The sequence below is a fragment of the Streptomyces sp. NPDC088194 genome (assembly GCF_040702025.1).
Lineage (GTDB): Bacteria > Actinomycetota > Actinomycetes > Streptomycetales > Streptomycetaceae > Actinacidiphila.
On sequence record NZ_JBFBIV010000026.1, the window covers coordinates 62,574 to 76,138 of the forward strand.

The 13,565-nt window shown below is 74.5% G+C and carries 11 protein-coding genes and 1 pseudogene; 8 read left to right on the forward strand and 4 right to left on the reverse strand.

Features of this window, described 5'->3' with window-relative positions; translation table 11 throughout:
• Nucleotides 1-136: 136 nt before the first annotated feature.
• Both AB0399_RS16780 and AB0399_RS16785 read left to right on the forward strand, forming a co-directional pair.
• A complete protein-coding gene (locus AB0399_RS16780) occupies nt 137-1,108 on the forward strand; it encodes an aldo/keto reductase (protein ID WP_329361524.1) in 972 nt (323 codons plus the stop codon).
• Between the two features lie 172 nt (nt 1,109-1,280).
• Complete coding sequence (locus AB0399_RS16785) at nt 1,281-1,463, forward strand: DUF4236 domain-containing protein (RefSeq protein WP_329361522.1); 183 nt, start codon at nt 1,281-1,283, stop codon at nt 1,461-1,463.
• Between the two features lie 28 nt (nt 1,464-1,491).
• Here AB0399_RS16785 and AB0399_RS16790 read toward each other — a convergent pair whose 3' ends face one another.
• Together AB0399_RS16790 and AB0399_RS16795 are read right to left on the reverse strand one after the other, a co-directional pair.
• Complete coding sequence (locus AB0399_RS16790) at nt 1,492-3,234, reverse strand: ABC transporter ATP-binding protein (RefSeq protein WP_329361520.1); 1,743 nt, start codon at nt 3,232-3,234, stop codon at nt 1,492-1,494.
• A gap of 527 nt (nt 3,235-3,761) precedes the next feature.
• A pseudogene (locus AB0399_RS16795) lies at nt 3,762-5,462 on the reverse strand (ABC transporter ATP-binding protein); the annotation flags it as partial.
• A gap of 380 nt (nt 5,463-5,842) precedes the next feature.
• On the opposite strand from AB0399_RS16795, the gene AB0399_RS16800 reads away from it, so the two are divergent.
• The 5 genes from AB0399_RS16800 (at nt 5,843) to AB0399_RS16820 (ending at nt 9,265) form a co-directional block, all read left to right on the forward strand.
• Nucleotides 5,843-6,124 (forward strand): GlsB/YeaQ/YmgE family stress response membrane protein, encoded by a 282-nt coding sequence (locus AB0399_RS16800; protein ID WP_328473247.1) that lies wholly within the window; start codon nt 5,843-5,845, stop codon nt 6,122-6,124.
• A 183-nt stretch (nt 6,125-6,307) separates the two neighbouring features.
• Nucleotides 6,308-7,750 (forward strand): NADP-dependent phosphogluconate dehydrogenase, encoded by a 1,443-nt coding sequence (gene gndA, locus AB0399_RS16805; RefSeq protein ID WP_329361517.1) that lies wholly within the window; start codon nt 6,308-6,310, stop codon nt 7,748-7,750.
• A gap of 76 nt (nt 7,751-7,826) precedes the next feature.
• Complete coding sequence (locus AB0399_RS16810) at nt 7,827-8,183, forward strand: PRC-barrel domain-containing protein (protein WP_329361515.1); 357 nt, start codon at nt 7,827-7,829, stop codon at nt 8,181-8,183.
• A 118-nt stretch (nt 8,184-8,301) separates the two neighbouring features.
• Nucleotides 8,302-8,472 carry a hypothetical protein gene (locus tag AB0399_RS16815; protein WP_328473253.1) on the forward strand — a complete coding sequence of 57 codons (171 nt, stop codon included), beginning with the start codon at nt 8,302-8,304 and terminating at the stop codon, nt 8,470-8,472.
• 16 nt (nt 8,473-8,488) lie between these two features.
• Nucleotides 8,489-9,265 carry a DedA family protein gene (locus tag AB0399_RS16820; protein ID WP_366411806.1) on the forward strand — a complete coding sequence of 259 codons (777 nt, stop codon included), beginning with the start codon at nt 8,489-8,491 and terminating at the stop codon, nt 9,263-9,265.
• Nucleotides 9,266-9,378: 113 nt separating this feature from the next.
• Here AB0399_RS16820 and AB0399_RS16825 read toward each other — a convergent pair whose 3' ends face one another.
• On the reverse strand, nt 9,379-11,700 hold the full coding sequence (locus AB0399_RS16825) for an FtsX-like permease family protein (protein ID WP_366411807.1): 2,322 nt from the start codon (nt 11,698-11,700) through the stop codon (nt 9,379-9,381).
• Nucleotides 11,697-12,377 carry an ABC transporter ATP-binding protein gene (locus AB0399_RS16830; RefSeq protein WP_366411836.1) on the reverse strand — a complete coding sequence of 227 codons (681 nt, stop codon included), beginning with the start codon at nt 12,375-12,377 and terminating at the stop codon, nt 11,697-11,699. Before AB0399_RS16830 ends, AB0399_RS16825 begins: the two co-directional genes overlap by 4 nt.
• Nucleotides 12,378-12,544: 167 nt before the next feature.
• Between AB0399_RS16830 and AB0399_RS16835 the strand changes: the two genes are divergently transcribed.
• Nucleotides 12,545-13,534 carry a histidine kinase gene (locus AB0399_RS16835; protein ID WP_366411808.1) on the forward strand — a complete coding sequence of 330 codons (990 nt, stop codon included), beginning with the start codon at nt 12,545-12,547 and terminating at the stop codon, nt 13,532-13,534.
• Nucleotides 13,535-13,565: the final 31 nt, after the last annotated feature.

Below are 13,565 nucleotides of genomic sequence, written 5' to 3' on the forward strand. Positions count from 1 at the left end.
GACGGGATTCCGCATGCCGGACCAGGCGGTTCCGCGACCCGGACCTCCGTCTGGTTGCATGGGCAGCGGTATCCACGAAACCGATGGCACACACACGTACGGACAGCACGTACGGATACACCGAGGAGGCGGCCTCATGCGCTTTACGCGACTGGGCGCGACCGGTCTTGAAGTGTCGGCGATCAGCCTGGGCTGCATGAGCTTCGGCGAGCCGGACCGCGGCAACCACGAGTGGACCCTCGGGGAGGACCCGAGCCGGGACCTCATCAAGCGGGCCCTCGACGCCGGGGTGAACTTCTTCGACACCGCGAACGTCTACTCCGCCGGCAGCAGCGAGGAGATCACCGGCCGTGCGCTGCGCGACCTCACCGACCGCGACGAGGTGGTGATCGCCACCAAGGTGCACGGCCGGACCCGGCCGGGACCCAACGGCGGCGGGCTCTCCCGCAAGGCGATCATGACCGAGATCGACCACAGCCTGCGCCGGCTCGGCACGGACTACGTGGACCTCTACCAGATCCACCGCTGGGACTACGACACGCCGATCGAGGAGACCATGGAGGCGCTGCACGACGTGGTGAAGGCCGGCAAGGCCCGCTACATCGGCGCCTCCTCGATGCACGCCTGGCAGTTCTCGAAGGCGCAGTACACCGCGGACCTGCACGGCTGGACCCGGTTCTGCTCGATGCAGAACCACTACAACCTGCTCTACCGCGAGGAGGAGCGCGAGATGCTGCCGCTCTGCGCGGACCAGGGCGTCGGCGTCATCCCGTGGAGCCCGCTGGCCCGCGGCCGGCTGACCCGCCCGTGGGACGAGACCACCGCCCGCGCCGAGACCGACGAGTTCGGCCGCACCCTCTACCACTCCGCCGACCGCGTCGTGGTGGAGCGGGTCGCCGAGGTCGCCGCGGCGCGCGGCATCCCCGCCGCGCAGGTCGCGCTCGCCTGGATGCACCGCAACCCGGTGGTCACCGCCCCCATCGTCGGTGTCACCAAGGCGCACCACCTGGACGACGCGGTGGCGTCGCTGGAGGTCGAGCTGACCGACGAGGAGGTGGCCCGGCTGGAGGAGCCGTACGCGCCGCACGCGGTGGCCGGCTTCCACTGACCGGTCGGCTGCTGTCGATTGGCGGTCGGCGGTCTGACCGGTTCGCCCCGGCCGAGGTCGGCCGGCCGCGCCCGGAAGCGGCGCGGCCGGTCAACTCCGCCCGGACCGGCGGCTGCCAGGGGTGAACGCGGCGGGCGCGGGCAGACGGCCACGGGAGACCGAGGAGGCCATCATGCCCGTGACGTTCCGCAAGTCCTTCCACATCTTCCCCGGAGTGCGGCTCAACGTGAACCGCAAGTCGCTCTCCCTGACGCTGGGCCGCAAGGGCGCGCACCGCACCTGGTCCACCACCGGCCGCCGCACCACCTCCGCCGACCTGCCCGGCCCCTTCGGCTACCGCCACACCGAACGCTGAGGCGCGCCGCGGCCGGAACGGCGGGCGGCTACTCCTTGCCGCCGTGCCAGGACGACCAGAGCGCGGCGTAGGCGCCCCGGGCCGCGACCAGCTCCTCGTGGGTGCCGAGTTCGGTGAGCCGGCCGCCCTCCATCACGGCCACCCGGTCCGCGTCGTGAGCGGTGTGCAACCGGTGCGCGATGGCGATCACGGTACGGCCGCGCAGCACGCTCGCCAGCGCGCGCTCGGTGTGGCGTGCGGTGCTCGGGTCGAGCAGGGCGGTCGCCTCGTCGAGGATCAGCGTGTGCGGATCGGCCAGCACGACCCGAGCCAGGGCGAGTTGCTGGGCCTGCGAACCGTCGGTGCGGTGGCCGCCGTCACCCACGGCGGTGTCCAGGCCGTCCGGCAGGTCGCCGACCCAGTCCGCCCCCACGGCCGCCAGCGCCGCGAGCAGTTCGTCGTCCCGCGCGGCGGGCGCGGCGATCAGCAGGTTGTCCCGGATCGTGCCGAGGAACACGTGGTGCTCCTGGGTGACCAGCACGACATGGCGGCGCAACTGCTCGGGGTCCAGGTCGGCGACCGGGACCCGGCCCACGGTCACCGACCCCGCGTGCGGCGCGTCGATCCCCGCCAGCAGCCGGCTCAGCGTGGTCTTGCCGGCACCCGAGGGGCCGACGAGCGCCAGCCGCTCGCCGGGACGCACGGTCAGATCGACACCGCGCACCACCTCGGCCCCGCCGGCGTAGGAGTAGCGGGCGCCGACGACGTCGATCCGGTCGTCGACGGGGGAGGGGGCCGCCTGCGGCGCGACCTGCGCGGCCCCGCCCAGGCCCTCGACCCGGGCGAAGGACGCGCTGCTGCTCTGCAACTGCTCGACCCACATCATGATCGAGTCCAGCGGCTCGGACAGCTGTCGCAGATACAGCGCCGCGCTGACCACCGCGCCCAGGCTCATCACGCCGTGCGCGTGCAGCAGCCCGCCGACCATCAGCACCGCGACGACCGGGACGATGTACGAGATGTCCACCGCGGGGAAGAACACCGTGCGCAGGTTGAGCGTACGGGTCCGGGCCCGGCGGGAGACCTCGATCGCGTCCCGGCTCGCCGCGACGCGCCGCTCCTCCAGCCCGAACGCCTCGACCGTCCGCGCGCCGGTGACCGTGGCGGCGAGGATCTCGGTGACCGCCGAGTTGGCCGCGCCCTCCGCGAGGTAGGCGGCACGCGCCCGGCGCAGGTACCAGCGCAGCGCGAACCAGATCCCGCCCAGGCCGAGCAGGCCGCAGCAGCCGAGCAGCGGATCGAGCACGAAGACCGCGCCGAGGATGAACAGCGCCTGGACCAGGGCGATCAGCACCTCCGGCGCCGCGTCGCGAAGCGTGGTGCCGACCATGGCCACGTCCGTGGTGCCGCGCGCGGTCAGGTCGCCGCTGCCGGCGCGTTCCACCACCGAGGCCGGCAGGGTCAGCGCGCGGTCGACGAACTGCTCGCGGACCCGGGCGAGGGTGCGCTCGCCGAAACGGTGGCCGAGGTAGCGGGCGTAGCGCGCGAGCAGGAACTGCGCCACCGCGAAGAGCAGGATGACCAGCGCCAGCCGGTCCACGGCACGCACCTCGCCGCCCTTCTGCACCTCGTCCACGATCCGGCCGACCAGCCACGGCCCGACGAGCCCGGCCGCGGCGGCCAGCGCGTTGAGGGCGAGTACGGCGGCGAAGGCCCGGCCGTCGGACCGGATCAGCCGCCCCGCCGCCCGCCCCACGGCCGACGGCTCGGCGACCGGCAGGTGCCCGCTCATCAGACCACCTCCCCGGACCCGGACCGGTGCGCGTCGCCCGCGTCGCCGGTGCCGTACTCGTCCCGGCTATCCCGGCCGTCCCGGTTGCCGTCGTTCCCGCGCGCACCGGGCCGGCCGGCCGCCGCGGGTGGCCCGTCGCCTGGCGGTTGCCCGCCGGTCGCGGGGCCTGTGCCGGGCCGGTGGTCGCTGGCCGCCTCGCGTGCTGGGGACCTGTTGTCCTTGCCCGGACCTCGTGCGCCGGTTCGGTCCATGCCCACGCGGGGCCCGTCGCCTGGCGGTTGCCCGCCGGTCGCGGGGTCCGCGCATGGCCGGTGGTCGCCGGCCGCCTCGCGTGCTGGGGACCTGTTGTCCCCGCCCAGACCTCGTGCGCCGGTCCGGTCCACGCCCACGCGCGCGCCCGTCCCGCCGCCGTCGGCAACCCCGGCTGCGGCCGGCACGGACGCGGTACCGCCCGGGTCCTGGTCCGTACGGCCCGGATCGTCCCCGTCCGCGGGTGAGAGCTGCGCCGGGACCTGCGGGGCGTCGGCCTCGGCCGCGCTGCGGTCGACCAGCGACCGGTAGCCGGGCTCGCGGCGCAGCAGGTCGCGGTGGCTGCCGGAGGCGACGACCTTGCCGTCGACGAGGTAGTGCACGGTGTCGGCCTGGTCGAGCAGGACCGGCGAGGTGCCGGTGACCACGGTGGTGCGGCCGGTGCGCGCCGTGCGCAGCCGGGCCGCGACGGCCGCCTCGGTGTGCGCGTCGAGCGCGGAGGTCGGCTCGACCGCCATCAGCACCTCGGGTTCGGCCAGCAGCGCCCGCACCAGGCGGATGCGCTGGCGCTGGCCGCCGGAGAGGTTGCGGGCCTGCGCGTCCATGGCGGTGCCGAGCCCGTCGGGCAGCCCCTCGACGATGTCCTGCGCGACGGCGGCATGCACCGCGCGGGCGACCGCCTCGTCGTCGTGGTGGCGGCGGCCGGAGACCATCTCGCGCAGCGGGCCGGCGAACAGGTCCGCCTCGTTGTCGGCGACGAGGATACGGTCGCGGACCTGCGCCGCCGCGACCTCGTCGAGCCGGACCGGCCCCCAGGTCACGGCGCCGGGCGCGAACCCGCAGAGCCGGTCCACCACCTCGGCGGACTCGGCGGGCCGTCCGCTGACCAGCGCGGTGAGCGTGCCCGGCGCCACCTCGACGCCCGAGCCCGGGTCGCGCAGCGCGGACGGCGCGGCGGGCGGGTCCGTACGGGCCTGGCGCAGGGCGGAGTCGGGCACCAGGGACAGGAAGCCCACCACCCGTTTGGCGGCCACCAGCCCGCGCGTGACGTCGTACCCGCACTCGATGAAGAACGCGACCGGCACCACGAGCACCGCGACGTATCCGTAGACCCCGACGAACTCGCCCACCGAGATGGACCCTTCGACGGCGAGGCGGGCCGCGAGCCAGGTGACGAGTGCGAGGAAGACCATCGGCAGCCCGACGCCGAGCGCCTGCACCCAGCTCGTCACCGCCCCGACCCGGTAGCCCTGGCCGGTCAGCTCGCCGGAGTCCCGGCGGAAGGAGTCGGCGAACAGCTGCTTCCCGCCGAGGCCGTTGAGGACCCGCAGCCCACCGGACAGGTCGCCGATCCGGGCGGTCAGACCGCCCTGCTGCTCGCGGTAGACCGCCTCCGCCCCGCGCAGCCGCCCCAGCAGCGGGCCGACCAGCATCGCGATGACCGGCACCCCGAGCAGCACCACCAGCGCGAGCGACACGGAGACCGACAGCAGCAGGCCGGCCACCACGAGGTAGGCGATCACCGAGCCGAAGCCCGGGCCGGTCATCGTGAGGGACTGGCTGATCTGCTGGACGTCGGTGACGCCGATCGTGACGACCTCGCCGGCCCTCGCCTGCCGCGGCAGCGCCGCACCCAGCCGGGTGGCCTGGCCCACCACCGACTTGACGGTGCGGAAGGTCGCGTCCATCCGCAGCCGGGTCATCGTGCGGTGCCGCATGACGCTCACCCAGGCGTTGACCACGCCCAGGCCGAGCAGGACCCCGCTCCACGCGGTGAGCGCGCCCATCCGGCCCGGTTCCAGGCCGTCGTCGATCGCGCGGGACAGGACGTAGGGCGTCAGGGTGATGAGGACCATCCAGACGGTGCCGAGCAGCGCGCCCCCGGCCGTACGGCCGCGCTGGCTCATGAGCAGCCACCACAGGTAGCGGCCCGCGCTGCGGTGGTCGGGGGTTCCGGGGTCCGCGTACGAGTCGATCACCGGCGGCATCCGCGGGTCTCGCGGTACGACCGGGGCGGGGGCGGCTGCTGGGGTGGATGCATGGCCGCCACCTTCGCAGAGCACCCCGCCGGCGGGCCAACGTATATCTCGCCTTTTCGGGCGCGGCGGGGGCTCCGTCCGGGGGCTGGTCGGCGCTTCGGCCGGGGGTTGCCGCCGCTCCTTTCGGGTGCCGCCGCCCCGGCCGCGTGGCGCGTACGTCCCGGCCGCGTGGCGCGTACGTCCCGGCAGGGTCGCGGGTACGCCCCGGCCGCGTGGCGCGTAAGTCCCGTCCGCGTCGCGGGTACGTCCCGGCGCCGTAACAACCCTCCATCCGGCGGGTCTTGCGGTGTGTCCGGCGAATCGCGGGGCATATGGCCAGCATGGGACTCATCGGTTGGATCATTCTGGGACTGCTCGCCGGGGCGATCGCCAAGCTCCTGCTGCCCGGGCGTGACCCGGGTGGGGTGCTGGGCACCATCGTCATCGGCATCGTCGGGGCCTTCCTCGGCGGCTGGCTGTCGGCCAAGCTGCTGGACAAGCCCGTGCCGCACCACTTCTTCGACGGCCATACCTGGCTCGCCGCGATCGGCGGCTCGCTGGTGCTGCTGATCGCCTACCGCCTGCTGTTCGGGGACTCCCGAGATCGCCGAAGCCGACGCTGAGCGGCCCGGCCGGGCCCGACCCGGCCGCCCCGCTCCTCACGGCCCGGCCAGGCCCGCCCAGCAGCCTCGGCCGGGCCGCGTCGTACCCCCGAACGGCCCCGGTGCGCGGGCCGGCCGGCCGCCGGACGAGCACAATGACCGGAGCGGCATCCACGGCCCCCGCAGCGGCACCAGGAGCGGAACATGAGCGCAACCGCCGACATCGGCGTGACCGGACTCGCCGTCATGGGCAGCAATCTCGCCCGGAACTTCGCCCGCCACGGGTTCACCGTGGCACTGCACAACCGCACCACCGCCAAGACCACCGCCCTCGTCGACGAGCACGGCGACGAGGGCGCCTTCGTGGCCACCCGCACCCCCGAGGAGTTCGTGGCCGCCCTCGAACGCCCCCGCCGGCTGATCATCATGGTCAAGGCGGGCGACCCCACCGACGCGGTGATCCGCGAGTTCGCCCCGCTGCTCGAAGAGGGCGACGTGATCATCGACGGCGGCAACGCGCACTTCGAGGACACCCGGCGCCGCGAGCGGGAACTGCGCGCGCAGGGCATCCACTTCGTCGGCACCGGCATCTCCGGCGGCGAGGAGGGCGCGCTGAACGGCCCGTCCATCATGCCCGGCGGCTCCGCGCAGTCCTACGAGTCGCTCGGCCCGCTGCTGGAGCGGATCGCCGCGAAGGCCAAGGACGGCACGCCCTGCACCACCCACATCGGCCCGGACGGCGCCGGCCACTTCGTGAAGATGGTGCACAACGGCATCGAGTACGCCGACATGCAGCTCATCGCCGAGGCGTACGACCTGCTGCGCGCCATCGGCGGGTACACGCCGGCCCAGATCGCCGACATCTTCCGCACCTGGAACACCGGGCGGCTCGACTCGTACCTGATCGAGATCACCGCCGAGGTGCTGGCCCACACCGACGCCGCGACCGGCCGCCCCTTCGTGGACATCGTCGCCGACCAGGCCGAGCAGAAGGGCACCGGCCGCTGGACCGTGCAGACCGCGCTCGACCTCGGCGTGCCCGTCTCCGGGATCGCCGAGGCGGTCTTCGCCCGTTCGCTCTCCGGCCACGCCGACCTGCGCGCCGCCTCCCGCGGCCTTCCGGGCCCGCAGGCGAAGGCCCTGTCCGGCCAGGCCGCAGCCGACTTCGCCGACCAGGTCGAACAGGCCCTGTACGCGTCGAAGATCGTCTCCTACACCCAGGGCTTCCACCAGATCCAGGCCGGCAGCGACGCCTACGACTGGGACATCGACCTGGGCCGGATCGCGGCCATCTGGCGCGGTGGCTGCATCATCAGGGCCGCGTTCCTGGACCGGATCACCGCGGCCTACGACGGCCGCCCCGACCTGCCCAGCCTGCTGTCCGACCAGCGGTTCGCCGACGAGATCGGCGCCGCGCAGGACGACTGGCGGGCCGTGGTGGCCGCGGCCGCGGCGGGCGGTGTGCCCGCCCCCGGCTTCTCGGCCGCGCTCGCCTACTACGACGCGCTGCGCGCCGAGCGGCTGCCCGCCGCCCTCACCCAGGGCCAGCGCGACTTCTTCGGCGCCCACACCTACCGGCGGATCGACCGCGAGGGCGTGTTCCACACGCTGTGGGGCGGCGACCGCGACGAGGTCGACGCCGGCTGAGCGTAATGCCCCGGAACGGGGGAATGCGACCACGCACAGGGCACCGGGCGTGCCCCGGCGAAAGGTAGGTTGGGGAATGATCGAGTCCGCTGATCTGCGCGAGTGGCGCGACCACGACGTGGTCGACGAGGACAGCCACAAGATCGGCGCCCTGGAGGCGGTCTACGTGGACACCACCACGGACCTGCCCGCGGTGGCAACGGTCCGGGTCGGACTGCCCACCCGGCACCGGCTGGTGTTCGTGCCCGTCGCGGAGGCTGTGATCGGCCCGGGCTACGTACGGGTCCCCTACGCCAAGGCGCTGGTGAAGTCGGCCCCCTCGATCGGGACGGACGACGTCCTTCCGGTCGAGGACGAGGAGGCGATCTACCAGCACTACGGGCTCCCGTACGAGCCGGGGGCGAAGGGCACCCGGCTGCTCGCCCGTCGCTGACCGCCCCCGTACCGGCGACGGGAGCCACCGGTACGGCCGGCATCCGGCGGCGTTCCGGCCGCGACCGGAACGGGGACCGCCGGCCCGGTCGCCCTCCGCCCCGAAAGGACATCGGACCATGAGCCTGTTCCTCTTCCTGATCATCGTGGCGATCGTCCTCGGCCTGATCGGCGCGGCCGCCGGGGGCCTCGGCTTCCTGCTCGCGATCGGCATCGTGGTGTTCGTCGCCGACCTGGCGTGGGGCTTGTGGCGGCTGCTGCGCCGCAAGCGGCCGCGGCCGGTCCGCTGAGGCGGCCGGCGGCCGTATGAACTCCATCACCGACTGGCTCTCGCGTTCCTCGGGCACCGCCGTCTACGCGATCGTCGGCGCCCTCGTCTTCTGCGAGGACGCCCTCTTCTTCGGCTTCGTGCTGCCCGGCGAGACCGCGGCGGTGCTCGGCGGGGTCGTCGCCAGCCAGGGCCGGGTGTCGGTGTTCTGGCTGTGCGTGGTGGTGGTGCTCGCGGCGGTGGCCGGCGACAGCGTGGGCTACGAGGTCGGCAAGCGGTTGGGGCCGCGCATCCTGGAGACCCGCGCGCTGCGCGGGCACCGCGAACGCATCGGCCACGCCGAGGAGTTGATTCGCCGGCGCGGGCCGGCCGCGGTCTTCCTCGGCCGCTTCATCGCCTTCTTCCGTGCCCTGATGCCCGCGCTCGCGGGCATCTCCCGCATGCCCTACCGGGTCTTCCTCGCCTTCAACGCCGCCGGCGGCCTCATCTGGGGGGTCGGCTTCACGCTGCTCGGCTACTACGCCGGCGACGCCTACAAGCGGGTCGAGCACACCGCGGGCACGGCCGTCGCGATCGTCGTCGCGGTGGTCGTGGTCGCGGCCCTCGTCTACTGGCACTTCAGGCGCAGGCGGCAGGAGGCGGGGGAGGAGCAGGCGGGGCAGGAGCGGGCGGAGGAGGCCGAGCGGTCGGACCCGGACAGCGGGACCGACGGGACCGACCGGGCGGACGGCGGGACCGACCGGACCGACCGGGCGGACGGCGGCGGGTCCACCCGGGCCGACGACGCCGACGACCCCGACGACGCCGACCGCTGACCCGTCCACAGCGGAACGCCCGCCCCGCGCCGTACGAGAGCGCCGCCTGGTGACGACCGCGCCGACCCGGACGGCGGGCGCCGTGGGAGCGGCGCCCGCCGAACCGCGGGCCGTCATTCGCTGTGCAGCACCTGCGAGATCGTCAGCCGAGCCGCCTGGCGGGCCGGTACGAGCGCGCCGAGCGCGGCGATCACCACCCCGGCCAGGGCCAACCCCGCCAGTTGAGGCGCGTGCCACACGTCCCGCATCGACGCGGGGAAGGCGATCATCGGGACGTGGTCGAGCACCGTCCGGTGCGCGAGGATGCCCAGCGGGATGCCGAGCAGCCCGCCGACCAGGCCGAGCCCCGCCACCGACGTCACCGTCATCACCACCACCTGGCGCGGTGTCATCCCGATCGACTTGAGCATGCCCAGGTCCCGGCGCCGCTCCCGCGTGGTCAGCAGCACCGTGTTGAACACGCCCAGCGCGGTGACGGCGGACAGCAGCACCGTGAAGATCGTCGAGAAGCCGACGACGGTGATGACCGGCGCCCCCGCGCTCTGCCGGCTGAGCGTGGGGCGCAGCTGCGGGTCGATGCGCTTGGCCGCGGAGACGTACGCGGCACCGTCGGCGTCCGGCGCGAGGCCGACCGTGTACTGCATCGCGCGGGTGCCGGGTGCGAGGACCGCCATGGTGGCCCAGTCGGCGTCCACCGAATTGGAGTTGCCCTCCAACAGCTCGCCGACGATCCGCACCGGCACCGTACGGCCGTCGGCGTCCAGGCTGGTGCGGTCGCCGACGGAGAGCCCGTGCCGGTCGAGGAAGACCGGGCCTGCGGCGATCTCGCCGGGACCGCTCGGCCGGCGGCCCTTGACGATCTCGTCGGTGGAGCCGCCCACCGCGCCCCGGTAGAAGTTCACGAAGGAGGCGCTGGTGTCGCCGGCCACCCGCGCCCGGCCGAGCGCCCGCACGGCGACCCACTTCGCGCCGGGCAGCGACCCCAGCCGCTGTTCGACCTGGAGGTCGGCGAGTTTCGTGCCCGCGCCGCTGAGGCTGTGCTGTCCCGGCCCGCCGACCTCGATGTCGACCCGCCGGCCCCCGTAGTTGTCCGAGGGGTGCCCGAGCCGGGTCATGGTGCTGGTCAGGCCGGTCGCCAGCGTCACCGTGGTGACCCCGAGCAGGATCGCCGCCATCGTCATCAGCGAGCGGCCCGGCCGGGCGAAGGGCAGGCCGAGGCCGAGGCTGACCGAGCGCGGCAGCCGGGTGCCGCCGAGCGCCCGCTGCACGCGCAGCCCGCGCCCGGTCCGCGGCGCGCTGCCCGCGCTGATCGCCCGGGCCGCGGACAGCCGGTGCGCCCGCAGCGCCGGGACCAGGGCGGCCACCACCGCGATCAGCGGCACGCCGAGCAGCCCGAGCAGCACCGGCCACAGGTCGACCCGAAGGTTCGCGGTCCCGGTCAGCACCCCGCTGAACGCGACCCGCAGGATCGGTCGGGCCAGCGCCCGCCCGGCCAGGGTGCCGACGGCCGCACCGATCACGGCGGGCAGCGACACCATCACCAGGTACACCGCGACGACCTGGTTGGGGGTGAACCCGAGCGCCTTGAGCACGCCGATGTGCCGGTTGCCCGAGACCACCGCGCCGCTCACCACGTTGCCGACGATCAGCACCGACACCAGCAGGCCCAGCACACCGAAGAGCGTCATGAAGAAGGAGTAGCTGTCGGCCTGCGCGGAGAACGTGCGCCGCAGCGAGGCCGCGGACTGCGAGCCGGTCAGCGCGCCCGCGGGCAGCCCCGCCGTGGCCTGCGCAAGGTGCGCGCGCGACCGGGACTGCGAGAACGGCGACGACGTGAACCGGTAGAGCATCTGACGGGCGACCGGGTGCAGCGCGGCGATCTGGCTCGGTGCGACCCAGGAGTCCGCCGACCTGCTCATGCTCACCGCGAGGCCGACCACCGTGAGGGTCGGCCGGCCTGGCACCGTCAGGCGGGTGCCGAGCCAGTGCGGGCCGGGTGCACCGTTGCCCGAGTAGTTCACCACGATCTGGCCCGGCCCGGTGGCCCAGTGGCCGGACAGCAGTTTGATGTCGTCCACCGGCCCGCCCGGGTCGGCCCGGCCCACCACGGTGATCGCGCCCGGCGGCATCCACAGCCAGTCCTTCGGAATCCGCAGCACCGCCTGCTCGAACGGCCCGGCCGCCGCCCGCACCCCGGACCGGCCGGCCGTGGCCGCGAGCTGCGGGTCCGACACCTTCGCCGGGTCGAAGCTCGCCACCTCGTGCGCGCCGCGCTGCCGTGCGAACGCCCTGTCGAACGGCCCCGACGCGGCGTCGAGCACCACCAGCGCGAGCACCGTGGTCAGCGTGGAGCACATGACGACGAGCCCGATGATCACCGTCTGGAGCCTGCGCCGCCGTACCGCGGCGCGCGCCGCCCGCCACACCGCGCTCACGAGCGCGGCTCCATCGTGCGCTCCCCGGCCACCCGGCCGTCGGCGACCTCGACCAGGCGGCTGGCGCAGCGGGTGGCCAGGCGCGCGTCATGGGTGACGATCAGCAGGGTCTGGCCGATCTGGTTGAGGTCGATCAGCAGGTCCATGACCTGCTCGCCGGAGCGGCTGTCGAGGGCACCGGTCGGCTCGTCGGCCAGCAGCAGCGCCGGACGGTTCATCAACGCCCTCGCGACGGCGACCCGTTGGCGCTCGCCACCGCTGAGCGCGGCCGGGTAGTTGTTCCGCCGGTCGGCGACACCGAGTTCGTCCAGCAGTTCCAGCGCGCGGCGGCGGGCCTGCCGGGCCGGGCTGCCGGTGAGCTGCGCGGCCAGTGCCACGTTGTCGAGCGCGGGCAGGTCGTCGATGAGGTTGAAGAACTGGAAGATCATTCCGACCTGGTGGCGCCGGAAGAGCGCGAGCGCGGTCTCGCCGAGCCCGCGCAGGTCCTGGCCGTTCACCTCGACCAGCCCGGAGGTGGGGCGGTCGAGCCCGGCCACCATGTTGAGCAGCGTCGACTTTCCGCAGCCGGACGGCCCCATGACGGCGACCGCGTCGCCCTGGCGGACTTCGAGGTCGAGGCCGTCCAGGGCCTTGGCGTCGCCGTATTCCTTGTGCACGCGGTCCAGTCGTACGACGATCCGCCGCGTGCCGTCTTGGTCTGTGGTCACGGCCTCACGGTAGGAGCGGGCCGGGACCGGCCGCGTCCGTCCCCGGAGGTAACCGCGGCCGGGCGTCAACCCGGTGATGTACGTGGCCCGTCCTGGGGGATGATGCCGGGCGCGGGACCTGGTGGGAGGGTGTGACGGTGGCGGTTTCAGGGGTGGACGTGCTGGTCGGCGCGCTGGTGGCGGTGTGCGTCGCCGCGGCGTGGCTGGCGGCGGCGCTGGTGCGGGCCCGGCGGGCGCACCGCCGGGCGGTGGGGGAGCGCGGCTGGCTGCTGGAGCGCGAGCGGGAGAGCGCGGCGCGGGCCGCGGTGTCCGCCGAGCGCGCCCGGATCGCGGCCGAGTTGCACGACGTCGTGAGCCACACCGTCAGCGTCATGGTGATCCAGGCCGGTGCCGCCCGCGAGGTGCTCGCCACGATGCCGGACGAGGCGGCGGCCGCGATGGCGGCGGTGGAGACGGCCGGGCGCGGCGCGATGACCGAACTGCGGCACCTGCTCGGCCTGCTGGCACCTGACCAGGACGGCGCCGACGGGCCGTACGGCGCCGGGGAGCCGTACGGCGGCGGTACGCGCGGCGGCGCGGGCGGCGGGCCGGAGCACGGGGAGCGGTCGGAGCCGGAGGGCGACGGGCTCGCGCCGGCCCCGGGTCTGGACCGGCTCGGCTCGCTGGTCGACCGGATCGCCTTCGCCGGACTGCCGGTCGAGGTGCGGATCTCGGGCACGCCGCGCCCGCTGCCGGCGGGGATCGACGTCACCGCGTACCGCATCATCCAGGAGGCGTTGACGAACGCGCTGCGGCACGGCGGCGGGGCGAAGACGGAGGTGACAGTGCGATACGCCGACCACTGGCTGCGGGTGGAGGTGCTCAACGGCGGGCCGAGCGTGCTCACCGGGGTGCCGGGGGTGCCGGGGGTGCCGGGGATGTCGGGGGTGCCGGAGGACGCAGGGCCGGGGACGGGCGCGGTCGGTCAGGCCGGTGCGCTCGCGAAGCGGCGGCGGCCGGGCGGCACCGGACGGGGGCTGCTCGGTCTGCGCGAGCGCGTCGCGGTCTACGGCGGCGACTTCGACGCCCGGCGCAGGCTCGGCGGCGGTTTCCGGGTCCGGGCCCGCATCCCCTTGGACCGGCCGTGACCGGGGCGGGGCTGCCCGGCGTACCGGACCC